General features: G+C 56.6%; 16 protein-coding genes. 10 read left to right on the top strand and 6 right to left on the bottom strand.

Features of this window, described 5'->3' with window-relative positions; genetic code table 11:
• Positions 1-125: 125 nt before the first annotated feature.
• From ABLN94_RS17160 to ABLN94_RS17130, 7 genes are all read left to right on the top strand, one after another.
• Positions 126-884, top strand: a complete 759-nt coding sequence (locus ABLN94_RS17160; RefSeq protein ID WP_352994586.1) for a GntR family transcriptional regulator — start codon at positions 126-128, stop codon at positions 882-884.
• A gap of 74 nt (positions 885-958) precedes the next feature.
• Complete coding sequence (locus ABLN94_RS17155; RefSeq protein ID WP_352994584.1) at positions 959-2,002, top strand: TRAP transporter substrate-binding protein; 1,044 nt, start codon at positions 959-961, stop codon at positions 2,000-2,002.
• A gap of 36 nt (positions 2,003-2,038) precedes the next feature.
• Positions 2,039-2,539, top strand: a complete 501-nt coding sequence (locus ABLN94_RS17150) for a TRAP transporter small permease (protein WP_352994581.1) — start codon at positions 2,039-2,041, stop codon at positions 2,537-2,539.
• A 37-nt stretch (positions 2,540-2,576) separates the two neighbouring features.
• Positions 2,577-3,851 (top strand): TRAP transporter large permease, encoded by a 1,275-nt coding sequence (locus tag ABLN94_RS17145; RefSeq protein ID WP_352994579.1) that lies wholly within the window; start codon positions 2,577-2,579, stop codon positions 3,849-3,851.
• Positions 3,852-3,905: 54 nt separating this feature from the next.
• On the top strand, positions 3,906-6,242 hold the full coding sequence (locus tag ABLN94_RS17140; RefSeq protein WP_352994576.1) for a DUF3604 domain-containing protein: 2,337 nt from the start codon (positions 3,906-3,908) through the stop codon (positions 6,240-6,242).
• A 522-nt stretch (positions 6,243-6,764) separates the two neighbouring features.
• On the top strand, positions 6,765-7,094 hold the full coding sequence (locus ABLN94_RS17135; protein WP_352994573.1) for a hypothetical protein: 330 nt from the start codon (positions 6,765-6,767) through the stop codon (positions 7,092-7,094).
• On the top strand, positions 7,087-8,313 hold the full coding sequence (locus ABLN94_RS17130) for an HlyD family secretion protein (protein ID WP_352994570.1): 1,227 nt from the start codon (positions 7,087-7,089) through the stop codon (positions 8,311-8,313). The genes ABLN94_RS17135 and ABLN94_RS17130 overlap by 8 nt, the downstream gene beginning before the upstream one ends.
• A 65-nt stretch (positions 8,314-8,378) precedes the next feature.
• Here the strand turns inward: ABLN94_RS17130 and ABLN94_RS17125 are convergent, their stop codons facing one another.
• Positions 8,379-11,165: a bifunctional aconitate hydratase 2/2-methylisocitrate dehydratase gene (locus ABLN94_RS17125; RefSeq protein ID WP_352994568.1), complete on the bottom strand. Its 2,787-nt coding sequence runs from the start codon at positions 11,163-11,165 to the stop codon at positions 8,379-8,381.
• Positions 11,166-11,342: 177 nt separating this feature from the next.
• On the opposite strand from ABLN94_RS17125, the gene speD reads away from it, so the two are divergent.
• Positions 11,343-11,720: an adenosylmethionine decarboxylase gene (gene speD / locus ABLN94_RS17120; RefSeq protein ID WP_352994566.1), complete on the top strand. Its 378-nt coding sequence runs from the start codon at positions 11,343-11,345 to the stop codon at positions 11,718-11,720.
• Here the strand turns inward: speD and ABLN94_RS17115 are convergent.
• From ABLN94_RS17115 to ABLN94_RS17095, 5 genes are all read right to left on the bottom strand, one after another.
• On the bottom strand, positions 11,691-13,232 hold the full coding sequence (locus ABLN94_RS17115) for a polyamine aminopropyltransferase (RefSeq protein ID WP_352994563.1): 1,542 nt from the start codon (positions 13,230-13,232) through the stop codon (positions 11,691-11,693). The genes speD and ABLN94_RS17115 overlap by 30 nt on opposite strands.
• Positions 13,229-13,453 carry a DUF350 domain-containing protein gene (locus tag ABLN94_RS17110; RefSeq protein ID WP_352994561.1) on the bottom strand — a complete coding sequence of 75 codons (225 nt, stop codon included), beginning with the start codon at positions 13,451-13,453 and terminating at the stop codon, positions 13,229-13,231. The genes ABLN94_RS17115 and ABLN94_RS17110 overlap by 4 nt, the downstream gene beginning before the upstream one ends.
• 176 nt (positions 13,454-13,629) lie before the next feature.
• Positions 13,630-14,811: a DUF4178 domain-containing protein gene (locus ABLN94_RS17105; RefSeq protein ID WP_352994559.1), complete on the bottom strand. Its 1,182-nt coding sequence runs from the start codon at positions 14,809-14,811 to the stop codon at positions 13,630-13,632.
• A 116-nt stretch (positions 14,812-14,927) separates the two neighbouring features.
• Positions 14,928-15,401 carry a DUF4178 domain-containing protein gene (locus ABLN94_RS17100; RefSeq protein ID WP_352994556.1) on the bottom strand — a complete coding sequence of 158 codons (474 nt, stop codon included), beginning with the start codon at positions 15,399-15,401 and terminating at the stop codon, positions 14,928-14,930.
• 193 nt (positions 15,402-15,594) lie between these two features.
• Positions 15,595-16,278: a DnaA N-terminal domain-containing protein gene (locus ABLN94_RS17095; RefSeq protein ID WP_352994553.1), complete on the bottom strand. Its 684-nt coding sequence runs from the start codon at positions 16,276-16,278 to the stop codon at positions 15,595-15,597.
• 467 nt (positions 16,279-16,745) lie between these two features.
• Between ABLN94_RS17095 and ABLN94_RS17090 the strand changes: the two genes are divergently transcribed.
• The gene (locus ABLN94_RS17090) at positions 16,746-18,053 is read left to right on the top strand and encodes an AAA family ATPase (protein ID WP_352994550.1); all 1,308 of its coding nucleotides are present in this window, start codon (positions 16,746-16,748) and stop codon (positions 18,051-18,053) included.
• Complete coding sequence (locus tag ABLN94_RS17085; protein ID WP_352994547.1) at positions 18,050-19,156, top strand: ParB/RepB/Spo0J family partition protein; 1,107 nt, start codon at positions 18,050-18,052, stop codon at positions 19,154-19,156. Before ABLN94_RS17090 ends, ABLN94_RS17085 begins: the two co-directional genes overlap by 4 nt.
• Positions 19,157-20,030: the final 874 nt, after the last annotated feature.

The following is a 20,030-nucleotide window of genomic DNA, read 5'->3' as shown; positions in this document are numbered from 1 at the left end:
CAAGATCAATTGCCCCAAAAAGTCGAGCGCGCACCTCCCATTAATGCTAAAGTCGAAGGAGTCGAAATCAAATGTTGTGAGATATTCACAACTCCTATATAGGTATTTGCAACAGGAGCCCGACCATGTCCCCAAACGATTCTGTTTCGCGCACAAAAACCAAGTATCAGGTGATAGCCGATACGCTGATGGCTGATATCGAGAATGGTAAGCTACGTCCCGGTGACCGGCTGCCTTCCGAAGATCAACTGGCATCGGAACTTGGATACAGCCTTGGTACGGTACAGCGGGCTCTGCGCAATCTCGCCAATCAAGGTGTTGTGGTTCGCGTTCATGGTTCGGGCACATTTGTTTCCGGTGCTCGCCCACCAGAGGAGCATTTGCGCCACTTCCGATTCCGCAGTGACGACGGCGAAACTCTTTTACCTGTGTTCTTTGAGACGGAAAGTCTGGAGCACACAGCGGATACCGGCCCGTGGACGCAATCACTGGGTGATGATCCAAAAGGCTATGTGAAAATACGCCGGCTGATCAGCGTCAACCGCGAGTTTGAAATCTTCAGTGAGCTTTATCTGCCCGCAACCCGGTTCGCACCTCTGTTGGAGATGGAATTTGCGGATCTGGATGGCGTGTCAGTCCGGGACATGTTGGCAGATAAAATGAACGTTCCGACCGTACACACGAAACAGACAATGTTATGCGGAACTTTCCCGCCGCGTGTGGCGCGCCTGATCAACATGCCGATCGGTATGTTCGGGCTGATCCTTACGATTCAAAGCGAAACCTTCCGTCGCGCACCGATCATCTGGCAGCGGATGTTCATCCCGCCCAGCGATCGGGAAATGGAAATGCTGACGGAACCACTTCACTCACACAGCAGATAACTCAGCCCTGATGCGGGTCGGAGCGAGTATGCCAATAACAATATCCCGCACTTCAAATCCAGGAGAGGACAAAAATGTACGAACCCATCAAGCCCCACATTCTGACCCGGGTTGGGCACACAGCGCGCGCGCTGGCAACCGCAGTGTTTGCCAGCGCACTGGTCTTTTCGACAAGCGGTGACGCGGTCGCACAGGACTATCCCGAGATGACCCTGAAATTCGGGCATCCCTATAACGAAGCGCATCCTTTGGCTCTTGGCGCTCAGAAATTCGCCGACACAGTTAATGAACGCAGCGGTGGCAACATCACCATACAATTGTTCCCGAACGGCACCATCGGGTCATCGCGCGATCTGGTTGAACAGATGCGCATCAAAGTTGTCGACATCGCGCTGGTGCCGACCACCAATGTCGCAAGCTTCTATCCGAAGCTCGACATCTTCTATCTGCCTTTCATTTTCCGCGACCGCGAGCACGCCTATGCCGTTTCCGACGGCGAAGTCGGGCAGGGTCTGTTCGAGGACATGCGCGGTCAGATCGGCATCCGGACGCTGGGCATGTATGAAAGCGGTTTCCGCACCATCACCACCCGCGACAAAAAAATCGAAACGCCAGATGACATGAAAGGCGTCAAGTTCCGCGTGGTCAACAACCCACTGAATGTAGCCACCTTTGCCGCGCTGGGTGCAAACCCGACCCCTATGGCTCTGTCCGAGGTGTTCACCGGCCTACAACAGGGCACAGTCGACGGTCAGGATAACCCGGTCGGCAACGTCAAGGCGTTTGGGTTCGACAAGGTGCAGAACAACATCACACTGTCCAACCATCAGTGGGCTGGCATCATGTTCCTGGTAAACGACAAGAAATTCTCTGATTTCCCGCCTGAGGTCCAGGAGTTGCTGGTCACCGTGGCCAAGGAAACCCAAGACTGGGAACGTGAAGAGATCAACCGTGTCGAAGCACAGTACCTGACCGAGATGGAAGCAGACGGCATGACCGTGACTCGTCTGTCGCCGGAACAGGCCAAAGCGTTTCAGGACAAGATGGCGACAGTCTGGGAAGAATACAGCGACAAGCTGGGCCCGGACCTGATCGAAGCTGTTGTGAACACACAGTAAATCAATCCGTCGCCAGAACATGAAAGGCTTTCCAAAATGACCTTCGTAAAGTCCCTCATGAACCAAATCGAAAGAGTTCTGGCGGCGGCCTGCGTGCTGGCCTTCGCCATCATGCTCGGGCTTGGCGTGCTGACAGTGCTGTTCCGCTTTGTCATCCAAAGTTCGCTTGCCTTCCCCGACGAGATGATCCGTTATCTGTTCGTGTGGTTGATCGCCATCGGCTCGGCCATCGGACTGCGCCGCAACATCCACGCCGCAATCGGCATTCTGGTCAAGGCAATGCCCGACGGGCTGAAACGGGCCGCACTGGTCTTTGCATCGGTAGTGACAGTGGTGTTCCTGGCCATTCTCATCGAAACCGGCTTGGCTTCGACCATCAGCGCCCTCAGCCAGATCTCGCCCGCGATGCAAATATCTATGGCCTGGGTCTTTGCGGCTGTACCGGTTGGTGCCCTGTTCGGGCTGCTGTTCACGGTCGAGACTTTGGTTTCCCAACTTACGCTGCCGGTCTCTGAACTGGCCGTCGACGACCACTGAAGTCGCTCGATATGCACAGAATGAAAGAGAGCCAGCAATGATCATTGCATCCATCTTTGTCACTCTTGTCGTCCTGATGATCCTGCGTGTACCGATTGCGGTCGCATTGGGCATGTCGACGGTCGCAGGCCTCCTGGTCAGTGACATCACCCTCGAAATCATCGCTCAGAAGATCGCGCATTCGAACAACTCGTTCCCGCTGCTCGCGATCCCGTTCTTCATCCTGGCCGGCGAGGTTATGTCGACTGGCGGTATGTCGCGACGACTAGTGAACTTCGCCCAGTCGCTGGTGGGTCACGTCAGCGGTGGCCTCGGGGCCGTTGCGATCTTGGCGTCCAGCTTCTTTGCTGCGCTGTCGGGATCGAACGCAGCCACCGTGGCAGCCATCGGCGGCGTCATGAATGAGCCGATGACTGAAAAGGGCTATCGCCCCGCCTTCATCGCCGCCACTATCGCGGCTGCGGGAGTGACGGGAATGATCATTCCACCCTCGATCCTGCTGATCCTTTACGGCGTTGTTACTGGCGTTTCGATCTCAGACTTGTTTCTCGCCGGCTTCCTGCCTGGAATCGTGATCTGCGTCAGCATGCTGATCCTGAACTACTTCCTGACCAGCAGAGAACCCACTATCGAAAAAGTCGAGTTCCAAGGTAGCGACGCTGTGCTGGCTTCTCTGAAACAAGCCTTCTGGCCCCTGATGATGCCGGTCATCATCCTTACCGGCATCTATGGCGGTATCTTCACCCCCACCGAGGCGGCCATCGTGGCTGTCGCCTATGGCCTGCTGGTCGGCTTCGCCTTTCGTGAGTTGTCCGGCAAGGCACTGTACAACGCCTTCTTCAAGGCGGTGTTGTCCTCGTCAGTGGTGATGTTCATCATGAACAGCGCGCATGTTTTCGCCTGGCTGCTGACCATCAACCAGATTCCGCAAGGCATCTCCCAATACCTCGCAGATACCGCCAGCAATCAGATCATCTATATCCTGTTCGTCAACATCTTCCTGTTGGTCGTTGGATGCATGATGAACGCGGCGGCGGCCATCGTGATCTTCACCTCGATTTTGTATCCAGCCGCGATGAGCTTTGGCATTGACCCCCTCGTCTTTGGCATCATCATGGTTGTGAACTTGAGCATCGGCACCGTCACACCGCCCCTGGGTGTTGACCTGTTCATTGCTTCGGCAATTACCAAAGTGTCGATTGAGGACATCGTCAGAAACGTGTGGCCGTTCATCCTGGTGCTGATCTTCGACCTGTTGCTGATCAGCTACTACCCACCGCTCTCAACCTTCCTGGTCAACGCCTTCGGGTGAGGCGCTGGCCCCGATCCACCTTTCCTAAACTTCAGATACGAAAAGGACTGAACCATGTCTGCCAAAGACACTGATACCGTCTTGCCTAATCACAGTTCTGACACTCCCTGGACCGACATCAACAGCGGTGTTGTCCGCCACGCAATCCCGGTCGATCAGTTGGGCAAAGCCTCGATCACCCCGGACGGGGATTTCGAAGCCGGCTCCTACGCCTCGTTCACGCTGACCTACACCGCAGGTCTCTACGGCATCGACGACTCAGGCAGCCTGCGCGTATGCTTCCGCTTCGCCTCGGACCAGAGCAGCCCGCAATTCGATGATCCCAAGGGGGCCAACTACACCACGGTCGAGGCATCGAACGGTGCCGTGCTACAGGTACGCTGGGACCCCAAGGCCAATGTGCGCCCGTGGGATCGCACTCTTTGGATCAAGGTGGTCAAAGGCTACCTGACCGAAGGCGAAACCATCACCATCCGCTTCGGTGTCACCGATCACGGCGGACCGGGCATGCGCCTGCAGACTTTCTGCGAGGACACGTTCGAGTTCCGCGTACTGGCCGACCCCATCGCGACCTACAACTTCCAGCCGCTGCCGGATCAGCCGATGATCTCGATCGTGCCCGGCACGCCTGAACGCTTTATCGCCGTGCTGCCCACCCGTCGCCGTGTGGGTCAGGAGTTCGCCCTGAAGATGAAAGGCGAAGACAAGTGGGGCAACCCGTCCGACAAATGTGACACCACGCTGACCATCGAGGCGGACGGTCAGGTCGACGGTCTGCCGGACAGCGTCACCTTCACCCCCGGTCAGCGCGCCGTGCAGATTCCCGGCCTGTCGGTGTCTGCACCGGGCCGTGTCTCGCTGCGTCTGAAAGATGCCAGCGGTGCGGTTGTGGCGGAATCGAACCCGCTGGTGGTTGAGGATACCGATCTGATCCATTTCTGGGGAGACATGCATGGCCAGTCCGAGGAAACCATCGGCACCGGTTCGGCAGATCAGTACTTCACCTTTGCGCGCGAGCTGGCCTTTGTCGACGCCTGCGCCCACCAAGGCAACGACTTCCAGATCACCGACGAGTTCTGGGCCGAGTTGAACCGTCTGACAACTGAACATGACCGTCCGGGCGAATACGTCGCGTTGCCGGGTTATGAATGGTCGGGCAACACCTCGCTGGGCGGTGACCGCAACGTCTTCTTCCCCACCGATGACCGCATCATCCGCCGCTCGTCACACGCGTTGATCGAAGGTGGCGACACCGACGGCACTGACGCGCTGACCTGCAATGAACTGTTCGCGGCATTGGAAAAGAACGAGGAATGGGACGTTGTAATGTACGCCCATTGCGGCGGTCGCTATGCCGATATCTCGGTCTCGCACGATGGCCGGTTCGAAAAATCGGTCGAAGTGCATTCCTCGTGGGGCAGCTTCGAATGGATCCTGCACGATGCGTTCCGCTTGGGCTATCGCGTCGGTGTGGTCACCAACTCGGACGGTCACAAGGGCCGCCCCGGCGCGTCTTACCCGGGCGCGGGCAAGTTCGGAGCCATCGGTGGCCTGACCTGCTTCCTGATGGACAAGCTGGACCGGGAATCCCTATTGGATTGTCAGCGCAAGCGTCGCCACTACGGTTCGACCGGTGGCCCGAACGGCCGGATGATCATTGATCTGAAAGGCCAGTTCTCGGAAACCGGCACACTGTATCACGACGACCCGGCACTGTTCGACAATGCCGAAGGCAAAGCAGCGACCGAGGCGCTGATGGGTGACATCGTGCATCTGCCATCGGGCGAGATGGAGCTGAACGTCTCGGTCGAGACCACTGCCCCTATCGAGCGGGTTGACATCTTCAATGGTGAAGAGCTGATCGAGACCGTGCGCCCCTATACCGAGGACGAGCTGGGCTATCGCATCCGCGTTCACTGGGAGGGTGCCGAATACCGTGGCCGATTCCGCGAAGTGATCTGGGACGGTGGCGCCGAAGTGACCGGTAACAGCGTGGTCAGTGCCGCGCCCCTGAACTTCTTGAACCGCGACAAAACGCTGGAACGCGAGGGCAATAACCTGTCGTGGAAAGCGTTGACTACCGGCAACTTCGGCGGTTTCGACGTGACGCTGGCATATGGCGACAAGGGTACACTGAAGCTGGACACGCCACTGGTAAAATTCGAAAAGCCGATTGCCGAGATCGGGCTGGAGGACACGGTTTTTGACGAATCCGGCGAACTGCCGCGCTTTGTCAAAGTGTTCCGCCTGCCGACCGAAAACACTCACCGGTCGTTGAAGTTCACTCGCAAGATCGCGCTGAAAGATACCGGCGATAACCCAATCTATATCCGCCTGACGCAGGAAGATGGCTGTCGCACCTGGACAAGCCCGATCTACGTCTATCGCTGATCAACTGTTCCCTCCCAACCTCCTCGAACCAATAGTTTGGGGGGGGTCTTCTGCCGGTTACCCCTCTAACAACGGCCGAGTAGGAGATGACCCAAGCCTGAATAAGGCTTGGGTCGGTCTGTTTGGACGGTTGAGACGCTGAACACTTCAAGTTCCAGACTAAGAAGTCGACCGCCGCGAAATTCAACGCGACCAATCAGCCTTCCTTGGCAAACCGCTAGCGACTCAAGTCGCGCAAACCTTGACCAGACCGAGGTGCACTCAGCCTCCGCAAGGGCCAACTCGTTTCCGGACCTTGTCCTTTCCAACACTTCGCTGGGCTGGTGCCAAAATGTGTTGCAAGCACCCAAACAACTCGGCGTATTTGGTACTTTGCAACTCGGCCGAGGCTCAGCCTCCTGTAGTAACACAGAACAGTCAGGTCACGTGGTCTGTTGCACACCCACATCCGGCAAATTCATTGATCTAATTGAATATGTGCGCCTATCATTGCCAAATATCGTTTGGAAAACGGGGGCGCCGATGGAAAGTTCTATTTCTGATGAGGCCTTGGCCCGGCTGCCTTTTTGGGTCACGCCGCCTGGCGAAACCGATGGTTTTCTGATCACAGTCGGAGTGTTTCTCGTCCTTGTACTGCTGGGGTTCGGGGCGCTTTATTTCACGATTCAAGCCATCCCCGACCGAATGGCTGCCGGAGCGCACAAAGTGCAAATGCAGCTGGTTGGTGTCTTGGGCCTGATTTCCCTGTTCACACTGAACAACGCGTTCTGGATTGCTGCCATTCTGATCGCCGCCGTTCCGCTACACGAAATCTTCCCCTTGCACGTCAAGGCGGGACAGGACGATGCTTGAACTTATCTTCTCAGCCCTGATCACGATCGTGCCGGACTACCTCTATCGTCGCTATAAACAGGGCAAACGGTGGGGCCATGAGATTACTCTGTTCAATATCTGGTACGAATTGCGGTGGGGTCTGACCTCTTGTGCCATCCTGGCCGTAACCCTGATAACCGTCATCTTCTATTTCCACCCTTCCACACGGAACGTCTCAGCTGCCTTTCGAACAATCACCATTCTCTCCGACCGTGGTGGGCGCGTGGCCGAGGTCTATGTGACCAACAACGAAAATGTGACAGCCGGGCAGGCCATTTTCCGGCTGGATACCACCCGGCAAGAGGCGGCCGTGGAAACTGCCCGCCGCCGGATCGACGAGATCGACGCCGCCCTCGGCGTGATCGTTACTGATATTGCCGCGGCTCAGGCGCAGGTCGAGGCGGCCGAGGCAGATTTCCGTCAGGCCTCGGATGATCTGAACCGCCGCCAGTCGCTGGCCGAGCGCAATGATGCGACTGTCAGCGAACAGGAGCTTGAACGGTTGCAAACGGCGGTCTCTCGCGCAGACGGCCAGCGTACTGCCGCAATTGCGGCACTCGACGGGATCAAGCTGCGCCAGAGCACCTTGCTGCCAGCGCAACGCGAAAGTGCGCGCGCTGTTTTAGTGGAAGCCGAGGCTGAAATCGCTAAATCCACTGTCGTTGCCGAGGTCAATGGCACCGTCACGCAGTTTCTACTGAAGCCGGGCGACATCGTGAATCCCATCCTGCGGCCCGCAGGCATTCTGGTGCCGGACGTCACGGGCCAAGGACGCTTCGTGGCTGCGTTCGGACAAATCTCGGTAAGTGTTCTGAAACCTGGAATGCTGGTGGAAATCACCTGCCCCGCCAAGCCTCTGGTTATTATCCCGATGGTCGTTGATGAGGTACAGGACGCCATTGCGGCCGGACAATTCCGCCCCGGAGATGCATTGGTTGATCAACAGGACCGCGCGCGTCCTGGCACCGTGACAGCTTTCCTTATGCCGATCTTTCCGGCGCATCTGGATCACATCCCACCCGGCAGCGCCTGCGTCGGGGTTGCCTATACCAGCCGCGCGCAAGAAATCGAGGACGGAGACATCACCGGATTCTCCGCATTTATAGCGCGGATCGTTGATGGCATGGGAATCGCAAACGCCATTGTTCTAAGGGCGCAGGCGATCCTGCTGCCGGTCAAGGAGCTGGTGTTTTCCTGACAGGTAGTTGAACGCTGCGTCGGAAAAAAATCAGGCCGGTTCAATTTGAACCGGCCTGAAAAATTTTAGAAGTGCGCCGACTTGGTGTTCTCCGGCACCACAGGCGGGGCGAACTTGGTCAGGTCAATGCCTTCGACCGCCGCCTTGTACTCTTCGATCTTTGGCGTCCGGCCCAGAATCGCCGACAGTACGACAACCGGGGTCGATGCCAGCAGGGATTCGCCTTTCTTGTCCGGCGCATCCGCCACGACGCGGCCTTGGAACAGACGGGTCGATGTGGCCAGAACCGTGTCGCCCTTGGCGGCTTTCTCCTGGTTACCCATGCAGAGGTTACAGCCGGGACGCTCAAGATAGAGAATGTTCTCGTACTCGGTGCGTGCCTTCTCTTTCGGGAACAGGTCGTCAAACTCGAAGCCCGAGTATTTCTCGAGAACTTCCCAGTCGCCCTCTTCCTTCAACTCGTCGATGATGTTGTAGGTGGGGGCGGCCACAACCAGCGGTGCTTTGAATTCGACCTTTCCGGTTTCCTTCTCGAGGTTCTTCAGCATCTGGGCGACGATCTTGATGTCCCCCTTGTGCACCATGCACGAACCAACAAAGCCCAGATCGACGTGCTTTTCGGCATTGTAGTACGAGATCGGACGGATCGTATCGTGGGTGTAGCGCTTGGAGACGTCGGCATTGTTGACATCCGGGTCGGCGATCATCGGCTCAACGATCTGATCCAGATCGACAACAACCTCCGCGAAATATTTCGCGTTGTCATCGGGGCGCAGAGCGGATTTTGCGCCCGACTTGATCTCGGCAATGCGCGCATCAGCGATGTTGATCAGCTTCTGCAGCATGCCGTTTTCGTGCTCCATGCCCTTGTCGATCATGATCTGGATGCGCGACTTGGCCAGTTCCAGCGAACCGATCAAGGTCTCGTCATTTGAGATACAGACCGAGGCCTTGGCCTTCATTTCGGCGGTCCAGTCGGTGAAGGTAAAGGCCTGGTCCGCCAGCAGCGTGCCAATGTGCACTTCGATGACGCGGCCCTGGAACACGTTGTCGCCATGCTGTTCCAGCATCTGCGCCTGAGTCGCGTGCACCACGTCGCGGAAGTCCATGTGCTCGGCCATTTTGCCTTTGAAGGTCACCTTGACCGATTCCGGGATCGGCATCGAGGCTTCACCGGTTGCCAGCGCCAGCGCCACGGTGCCCGAGTCAGCCCCGAAGGCGACGCCCTTGGACATGCGAGTGTGGCTGTCGCCGCCGATGATGACCGACCAGTCGTCCACGGTGATGTCGTTCAGCACCTTGTGGATTACGTCCGTCATCGAATGATAGACGCCTTTCGGGTCACGACCGGTGACAAGGCCGAAGTCATTCATGAACTTCATCAGACGAGGTGTGTTTGCCTGCGCCTTGGCATCCCAGACCGATGCGGTGTGGCAGCCCGACTGATAGGCGCCGTCCACGCTGGGCGACACAACCGTCGCGGCCATTGCCTCAAGCTCCTGCATGGTCATCAGACCGGTGGTGTCCTGCGAGCCAACGATGTTGACCTTCACACGCACATCGGAACCAGCGTGCAGGGTCTTGCCAGGAGTTGTACCCACGGCGTTCTTGTTGAAGATTTTCTCGACCGCGGTCAGGCCCTGACCGTCGTGGCTGACTTCTTTCGACGGGGCAAAGACCAGAGGTGCTTCGACACCCAGCGTCTCAGCCGCAAATGTCTGTAGTTTTTTGCCGAAAACGATGGCGTAGGAACCGCCCGCCTTCATGAATTCCACTTTCTGCGGCGTGAAGGACGAGGACACGTCCACAAGTTCCTCGCCATCTTCGCTCAGGAGCTTGTGGTCTTTGGTGTTGATCTTCAGAACTGTACCGGTTGCAACCGAATACTTCTCTTCAAGGATCGGATTGCCGTCATTGTTCAGTATGGCATTGCCGTCTTCATCCACCTTTTTGACCCAGTTTTTCAGGTCCAGACCTATACCGCCGGTCACCCCCACGGTGGTCAGGAAGATCGGCGAGATACCATTGGTGCCCGCAACAATCGGTGCGAAGTTTACGAAGGGCACGTAGGGGCTGGCCTGCTTACCAGTCCACAGCGCCACGTTGTTCACGCCCGACATCCGTGACGACCCCACGCCCATGGTGCCTTTTTCGGCGATCAGCATTACACGCTTGTTAGGGTGCTGGATTTTCAGATCTTGGATTTCCTGTTGCGCCTTCTCCGAGATCAGGCATTTGCCGTGCAGTTCGCGGTCGGCACGCGAGTGCGCCTGGTTGCCGGGCGACAGTAGGTCGGTCGAAATGTCTCCCTCAGCTGCAACGTAGGTCACAACCTCGATCTCTTCGTCAACCTCGGGCAGCTTGGTGAAGAACTCAGCCTTGGCATAGCTTTCCAGAATGTCTTTCGCGACTGCGCTGCCAGCTTCATAAGCCGCTTTCAGGCGATCAGTGTCAGCGTCGTACAAGAAGACTTGAGATTTCAGAACTTCTGCGGCTTGCTCGGCAATCGCTGCATCCTCACCCAGCGCCAGATCCAGCAGAACCTCGACCGAAGGACCGCCTTTCATGTGGGACAGCAGTTCAAATGCGAAGGGAACCGAAATCTCCTCGACCTCTGCCTCGCCAAGAATGATCTCTTTAAGAAACTTCGCCTTTACACCTGCGGCGCTGGTTGTGCCGGGCAGCGTGTTGTAGATGAAGAAATTCAGCGACTCGTCACGGTGTTCGTTCCCTGCATCCTTGATTTGAGCGACGATCTCTTTCACAAGAGCACCATCGTCAATGGGCTTGGGATGCAGCCCTTGTTCTTTGCGGGTTTCGATCTCGCTGAGGTAGTCTGTATAAAGGCTCATGGCTGTTCCGGCTATCTGCTTTTGGTGGCGTTTTGCTCCGGGTTCACGACGGTTTGACCAATCCCGGCATTTCTTTGTATGCGGCGGTATACTAATTCGGCGAGAGTTTCAATAGACCATCTGCGCGCACCTGCCCGGCATCTTCCCATTCCGCCGGATTGTCGGTAAGTGCAAAATATGGATTTCAGCGCCGCCCCTGCGATGGGAACACACATTCTGATTGATGTTTTCGGCGGTTATGCGCTGGACGATACCGCGCGGATCGAAGCCGCCCTGATGCACGCGGCCAAAGCTGCCGGGGCCACGGTGCTGATGTGCAAATTGCACAAATTCGGCGGTCACGGTGGGGTGACAGGTGTTCTGCTGCTGGCCGAGTCGCATATCTCGATCCATACTTGGCCCGAGAAAGCCTATGCCGCCATCGACATCTTCATGTGCGGCAACGCACGCCCGGACGAAGCGGCCGCGGTCCTGGAACAAGAGCTGCGCCCGGACCGGGTCGAAATCACCCGCGTCAGCCGAGGCTCAACGGAACCAGTAATCCCAGCCGTCTAGATAATACCCCGCAAGCACATGGGTCTGGAGTGTGTTCGGCTTGGCCTCAATGCGGTCCATATCCGCTCCAAATACCTGCGCGGCCTGCCAAGCGTCATTAGTCAGGAAACTCAGCCCGTCCGGCAAGTCTAAATCCCGCCTTGGAAGCGGAGCGAGTGAGGCCATCACGAACCCCCATTCCCCGAAGCTGGGCACATAGCTGTGATAGGGCATGGCATACAGCCCCTGCCCCCGTTGTTGCGGGTTACGGCTGCTTTCCAACGTATTCACCACAGACCAGAACGCCTGGCGGGCAAAAAATGGTGATCCGGCCTGCGTGACCAAAACCCCCTGCCCGCTCAACCGCTCGGCCAATAGACCATAGAACTGACGGGTATAGAGCCGCGACAGCGCGATGGATTTCGGGTCCGGCAAGTCAATGATGACCACGTCATAAATCCGGGTGTCTAACTCCAGACGTTTCCAAGCGTCCTCGTTGACGAGGGTAACGCGAGGATCGGACAAGGCACCGTCGTTCAACTCGGACAGATCGGGATGCTCGCGGAAAATCTGCGTCACACGCGGATCAAGATCCACCAGTGTCACATTTTCGACGTCGTCATAACGCAGCAGCTCGCGCACGGCCATGCCGTCACCGCCGCCCAGCACCAAAATATCCGCGCGTCTTGGGGCCAGCGCCATCGCCGGATGAACCAGCGGTTCATGATACCGATGCTCGTCCAACGTATCGAACTGGATCGAGTGATCCAGAAACAGCCGCACCCGGTCGCGATACCGCGTCACCGTGATCTGCTGATACGGCGTCGCCTCGGACAGGATAACATCATCCTCGAACAACTCGGCCTCGGTGACAGATACCAGTTTTTCCGATTGCCACAACGCAACCAATGTCGCTGCAAAGGCCAGCGCCCAGACAACCACCTGCAAACGGCTGGACCAGTGCCGAAACAACAGCAACGACAGTCCGGCGACGGCCAGGTTCAACCCACCAAACGCGAGGCTGGCCGACATCAACCCCAAATGTGGGATAACCAACAATGGAAAAGCCAACGAGGCCACAAGCGCGCCCACATAATCTACACTAAGGACGTTTTCGAACCGGAACTTCATCGCGCCGATCTCTTCCAGGACCCGCGCAATCAGGGGAATCTCCATCCCCGACAGCACACCTATGGTCATTAGTGCTGCATATAAGGGCGTCGTGACGTGCCCCATCCACGCGTAGTTCAAAAACAGCAGCGGCGCCATGAAGCCGCCCACGACTCCCAACAGGATTTGCGCCCAGACAAAGCCCGAAAACGCATGGGTCACGAAACGCGACAACCAAGCCCCCAACCCCATGGCCGAAAGAAAGATGCCGATGACCAGTGAAAACTGCCTCACTGAGTCCCCGAGCAAATAGCTGGACAGGGTGGCGGCGATAAGTTCGTAGATCAGACCGGCGATGGCGACCAGAAACGTCGCGACCAGCAGCCACGCAGCGCGGGCTTCAACCGCGCGGGCCGGTGTCATGACAGGATGACGGCGGCGATGATAATTGCGACCGAGACGAACAGCAGCCCGATCAGGATGGACAATGCGATATTCTGATCGTGCTCGATCTCGCGGACGATAGAAAACGGAGTCAGCCAGTCGATCACCTTCCAGACCACCCACATCAGCGTGACGCCCAGGAAAGTGTAAAAGATCGTACTGATAATCTCTGCAATCTGAATGGCTGCAAAATATTCCATAAAGTCCCCGCTATTTTACGCGATTTGCCCGATAGTATCCGCCGCCGCCACTGCCGACGCGAACGGATGTGTCCAGGTCACGGCTTTCCGCCCCGTAACCGTGATATGATACGTACCCCGTAGCCCCGACAGCTGCGGTTGAGATCAGAAGAAAGATGATCCGAAAGGCTGTCACGTTAGTCCTCGTCTACCCAGTCAGACCCGGACCACCGTGCCTTTCGATGTAGCCATTTACGCCCGAACTGAAACAGGAACAACGCCCCGAATACCCCGCCCAGCACTGTCATCCATTTGCCGGTGAACAAACCGGCCCGGACATCCAATGACAAACGCGAGACAGGTCGGTCAGGCACATGCCCAACGCCCTGCCCGCGCCACAACCCCTGCTCGGCCACCGCCAGCGCCAGGGTATAGGTCCCGCTGATTTCCGGTCGAAACCGCAAACTGGTAACCGGAGACCCTTCGCTCCAGCGCCCATCGGAATCTCGGCCCGAATAGGATTCAATGGTACGACCCGCTTCGAACAATGGCTCACCGTCCGGGTCCAGCATCTCCATTTCAAGATAGGCCCAACTGTTCTGCACATCCCCGACAAGCGAGATCGACGCCAGCTTGTTGTCGGCCTCAAGCGGAATGGCAATCTCGACTGGCAAATCAAGCACGTCCACCCTGTAATTGCGCAAGACGTCACGCCCGCTGTGCAGGCTGAAAACCGAGGCCATCACCAGACAAAGCGTCGCAAAGACAAACGAGCTTATCAGCAGGAAGCGATAGTTCGGCCCCTCTACAAAGGTCTGCAACGGATGAATGCGAAACGGGTTCAGGTCCAGCGCGACGCCAAAGGCCGCCTCGGCCTCAGCCTTGGGAACATAGACCGAGCGATAAGCCTCGCGCTCATTTCCCGTCTGCGAGAATCCCAGCATCGCCGTGTTCGACATGGCCGAAACGGTCACAGTTCGCTCGCCCATCTTTGGGCTCCAGGTAAACTCGCCCTCGACATAGGTGATCGCACTGTGCGTGGTTTCGAAATACCGGAAGGACTCTCCGTCTATTCGAATAGTGGGTTGACGTGCCGCACTCTCAACCACGCGTTCCGACAACCAACCAGTTCCCCGATAGCGCCGTGAAAATACCAGATGATCATTTTCCAACGTCAGCCAGGCATACCCGTGTGTTGGCGAATAGAGCTGATGATCGATCCAGGTATAGACGCGCCCTGCCCACCGTTCGGTGTGCTCGACAAGACCGATGATGACAAATTCAACACCATAAAGCGTGCCGCGCATCCCGATCGACAACGGCGTGCCGGGTCGCTTCAGTTCGGTGAACTTGCGCAGAACCTTATAGTTGTCCAGCATATCCAGTTCTGATCCGCAAAATTCGCAGATTTTGACTATTACCCGCCCACCGCCGAGAACGTCCAATCCGGCCCCGCAAGAAATACAGTTGATAGAGGTAAGCTCAGGCGTCCTGGTCATGCGTGCCGATTTACCTTCACACCGAACGGATCGAACCAGCGTCCCTCGTACCAAATTGCCCCGTCGCCCCAGAACTCCCCGGACAGAAGTCTGTATCCATCAGCCGCGGCATTGACGAAGGCATAGGTCTCGCCCACTTGCAGTTCCTCGTCGAATTGCCCGCTCAGGGCGATACACTCGGCCTTTTCCACTTCAGTGACGGTGTAGGTGGTACTTTTGAACTCCAGCGCTTCACCGGGTTTGAACGGAGGGCGGGCTTTGGGCATCTGCGCGTCAGAGATACGAACCTGTTCGACCACGTCGCCCTCATCAACCGATATCCACGAAATTGTGCCCTTCTGAGATACTCCGCAGAACTCATCCCAGAACCCGCGACCATAGGAGTATCGCGCGTGGCCAAGGATCTGAATGGATTTTCGCCCCAACTCGATTGTGTCGCCAAGTTCGAACAGCAGCGGTGCGTCGTGCATAACACCTTGCTTCCCAGCCATCGCAATATGGTCGCCCTTCAAGAAAAGCGTGGTGTTGCATGAGGGGCAAGTCACAACTTTCGCGTCAATCAAAGTGACCGGGCAAAATGACCCGCAATTGGGACAGTTGAATTTATTCATACCTTCAGGTCGCGTATAGTCGAGAAAAATTCAAGCTGTGATTGAACGTTGGCTACTCTGCTGCCTCAAAGCGCACACTGCGCACAGCGGGGTCAACGCGACTGTATGCTGCTAGCAGCCGCCCGGTCCATTTCTGTGCGATGTAGTCCGCCATGAACCGAGAAGGTGCCATCAGCGTGACCACCCCCCCTGCCCGATCAGCCTCGGACAGATGCCGGAACCAACTGGCCCATAACTCAGGATCGCGCCCATGCAGGATGGCCTGTACCCGTGTCCAAACATCGCCCTCGGATTCATCAAGCGGGGGTGGCTTGACTTTGAAGGGCACAATATTGGTATCCTCCGTAGGCTCGTCCGACATACGTGCCTGAAAATCCGAGCCAATTACGGGCCAGATCTCGGACGTGTCGATCATTATCTGTTTCAGGTCCAGTTCATAAACCGCGACCCGCCCGCGCGCTGCGGGTCGTTTAACCGAAACCCAACCCATCGCCCGAAGCTTTGACATCTCGCGTTTGACAGTGCGCTCATTCACCGACCAAAGGCGGGAGATCTCTTCCCGTCCGATCGATAGCTCGTTGCTGCGCCAGTTGTAACGGGTGGTAATCAATGCAATGACACGGAGTACAATGCGCTGTCGGTGTTTGTCTCCGGACAGGGCATGCACGGTCAACGCCGATAGAATGTCATACTTGATGGCGGGCGCATTTCGCCCAACCGGTTTTGCAACCTGCATTCCCGTTCTCACCGCTCTGTCTGCCTCTGACGGATGATACCGCCACTGATGCGTTGTTTGCCAACGCTTTTCGTAATGATGCCCTGATTAGCGTCCAAAGCTTCGATTCTGTCAAGAAGAGAGTGGTTTGTGGCCCGTTTGAGGCTAAATCCAAATCAAATTTAAAAAGAAAATAGGTGAAGTATTGGTGATGGGGGACATGCTGAGTGTCCCCTTATTGACGCCACTTGTCCCCCTAAATGGGGTGTTTAGATAATTACTGTCCCCCCAAGTCTTGAGATGACAGCCAGTTATTCTGAGGTCTTCGAATCGCGTGGCGCCCGAATCGGTAACGGCCCTCTAGCCCCTTGTTTTCTTACCCGTGGGTAAGATTGCACTCTCATCATATTTTCTTTTGCGTAAAGCGCAAATCAAGCGTAAATAAGAAAACTATATAAAATAGCGTCCGAAACAAAGAGACCCGAGGCATGTACACGCACGAAGACCTGAACGCATTGCGCAATCAGTCCCTCAAACTGCAGGGCTGGATTCGCCAACAAACCTTTAGCCCAGAGATGGAGAAGACCCTCCGCCGCTTTTCAAGCTGGGAGGTGTCCGAGCTTATCTTTCGCGTCAACCAGTCGACCTTTCGCGGCAAGTTGGCCGCCGACCCCACCCTGCCCGGCGGTGAGGTTGAGCCTGACGGTCGTCAGCGCTGGTTCAGCCTGGAAGAGGTGAACGAGTTGCGCCGGCGGCTCAAAGTGAATCGCCAGTCCCTGATGCCTCCTCGGCCTGCGGGCAAGCGCGCCATTCGTGCGGCGGTCGCTAACTTCAAGGGCGGCGCGGGTAAGTCGACCGTTGCTCTCCATCTCGCCCATGCTGCGGCGTTGGATGGTTATCGCGTGCTGGTGGTGGATTTCGATCCTCAGGCCACGCTGAGCCACTCCATGGGGCTGACAGACGTGGCCGAAGATTTCACCGTCTGGGGCATCATGGCCCGCGACTTGATCCGCGAGACCGAGCGTATGAATAACCGCCCCGCGGCCGCCGAGTCCGGAATCGCCCTGCCCCGCCGCGAGTTGCCGCCCTCGATCACCGATATGGGTCTGGGCGACCTGAGAATTGCCGACTTTATCAAGCAGAGTTCCTGGTCAACTATCGACGTCATTCCATCCTGTGCCAATGCGGCCTTCGTCGAATTCGCTTCGGCCCAGTATCGTCACCTGAACCCCGAATGGTCGTTCTTTGCAGCTGTGTCGCGGTACCTCGATCAGATTCCGGATGATGCCTATGATTTGATCCTCTTCGACTGTCCGCCTGCGATTGGGTACCAATCGATGAACGCGGTCTTCGCAGCTGACATGCTCTATGTCCCTTCTGGGCCTGGGTATTGGGAGTACGACTCGACGACCTCATTTATCGGACAGCTGGCAGAGGCGTTGGAGGACCTTGCCTATGGCTTCGACAAGACCTTACCCACGGGTAAGATCGGGTTACCCAAAACGTTTTGCGAAATGCGCTTCCTGCTTACACGCTACGAGCCGGGTAACGCATTGCACACCGCAATGTTCGATGCGTTCAAGAAAGTTTTCGGTGAACACGTGGCCGAACACCCGGTTGAGATGACCCGAGCCGTTGAACAGTCTGGACGGTTTCTGAGTTCGGTCTATGAGATGGATTACCGCGAGATGACGCGCGAAACCTGGCGCCGGGCACGCTCGACCTTTGACAATGTGTATGAGGAATTCCGGGGCGTGATGCTTTCAGCCTGGGATAAGCTGGAGGATGACGTATGAGCCGTAAACGCAGAATGTTCGACATCGACATGCCGGCCATGGACAACGTCCCGGTTGGTAAGGTTCCAGACAAGGTGTTGGAGAAACGGCGCGGCCCGATGGCCACTGCCATTTCCGAGAACGCCGACGCACTGCGGGATCAGCAATCTACTGAGGAAACCATTCGGGCCGAAAATGATCGTCTGGCGCACGAGCTAGTACGGCTGCGTTCCGAAGGTCTGGTGACCGAGCACGTGTCGCTCTCGGATGTGGTTACTGAAAAGCTTACCCGGGATCGCAAGCCCGGCCCGGATCCCGAGTTGGCCGAACTGATAGACTCGATCCGCGATATCGGACTGTCCAACCCAATTCGGTTGGAGCGTCGTTCTGATGGTCGGTTTGATCTGATTCAGGGTATGCGTCGCCTTTCAGCCTATCGGGCCTTGCACCAAGAATCTGGTGACGATCTTTACGCGCGCATTCCGGCAGGGATTTCTGCGGCAACTGACCTGAATGACAGTTATCGCCGCATGGTGGACGAAAACCTGATCCGAAAAGATATCTCCTTCGCCGAGATGGGCGCGCTGGCTCGGTCCTATGCTGAAGACCCGGCGAATGACTGCCCGGACGTGGATAAGGCGGTGGGGATTTTGTTCAAATCTGCAAGCTATACCAAGCGCAGCTATATTCGCGCCTTTGCCAGTTTGCTGATGATGCTAGATAAGGTGTTGATGCATGCCAATGACATACCGCGCAATTTGGGGGTTGAGTTGAAACGGAAACTCGACGCTAACCCCGGATTGATCCGCCAGGTCAGCACAGCGGTGATGAGCGAACCCGACCGCGATGGCCCGCGCGAAGTGGCCATCCTGCGAACCTTCGTCGAGCCGACCGTAAGCGTGACAAGGAAGTCGGTCGCATCGAGTGGAGGAAAAACCCGCCGCGCAAAAACGACGTTTCAGGTGTCGGGCACAGCCGGGGTTGCAAAGTGTTCGGCCTCAAGCGGTCGGATCGAACTGCGGTATGATTTGGACTTTACTCGTGTGGATCGCGCCAAGCTGGAACAAGCGATCACGACATTGATCGACGCTTTGCAGGAAGAAGAAGATCTTACCCACGGGTAAGATTAAACGCGAGACATCGCCAGAGCAAAACGCCGGGTCAGCAGCCCGGCGTTTTCTTGTCTAACGGTCTGATGATTGCGTTGATCAAAGGCGGGCTTTTTGGCACCCGGTATGTCTTGGAGACGGGGTGCAGCACGCCTTGTCATTGACCTGCTGACTTTGATCCAATGTAGCAGCGCATGATCCTCGTGATCCTTCCACATCAGTTGCGGGCTGTTTGCATTGCTCGTGGTTATGGCCTCCGGCAGGGAGAGGATTATCTACTTGGCGATTTCGAACGTCATCAGTCATCGCTATCCCGGTCGAACAACAGCAACGCTGAACCGAAGAAACCTTGATGCGACTTACGGCAGGTGGCAGCAGCATTTAGAGATTGTCTCAGGGTATCGCGTAGGATGGTCTGGGGCAGGGCGCAGGCTTGGGGTGATCAACCTCTCAGTTGTTTTACAGGCGCGGTCCTCAGTGGGACACTGCAGTGTTCGCGGACGTGATATTGAAGGAGAGTAGGGGATTTTCCAACGTTCTGGCCATACACGCGGTTTCTTGAAGGCGCGTGAATACAGGTGGTGATGCAGAGTATACTACACTCATAAACCCGAAGGGTATTGGCAGCTATATCGTGGATGTAGTAACCGGTGAAAACCTCTTGGTACGTTCGAGAAAGGGTAGGGGGCACGTAGGGTTCGGATAGTTTCAAGCCTGCAATTCTGGGTTGGTTTAGGCGCAAATTCAGGCATAGATAAAGAGTGTCGACTATGAAGTTAAGTTTCGAGTTCAAATTGTTGTCAATATAGTGTGCAAAAGTATCTGAAAAAGAGTATTAAAAGAGGAGGCGCTTGACACTATGTCGCTTTACCGGTTTGAGGTTGTATCG

The sequence above is a fragment of the Ruegeria sp. SCP11 genome, from assembly GCF_040329455.1.
Lineage (GTDB): Bacteria > Pseudomonadota > Alphaproteobacteria > Rhodobacterales > Rhodobacteraceae > Ruegeria > Ruegeria atlantica_E.
The sequence above is the reverse complement of the archived record's forward strand: the minus strand, read 5'-3'. Positions and strand labels throughout refer to the sequence as shown.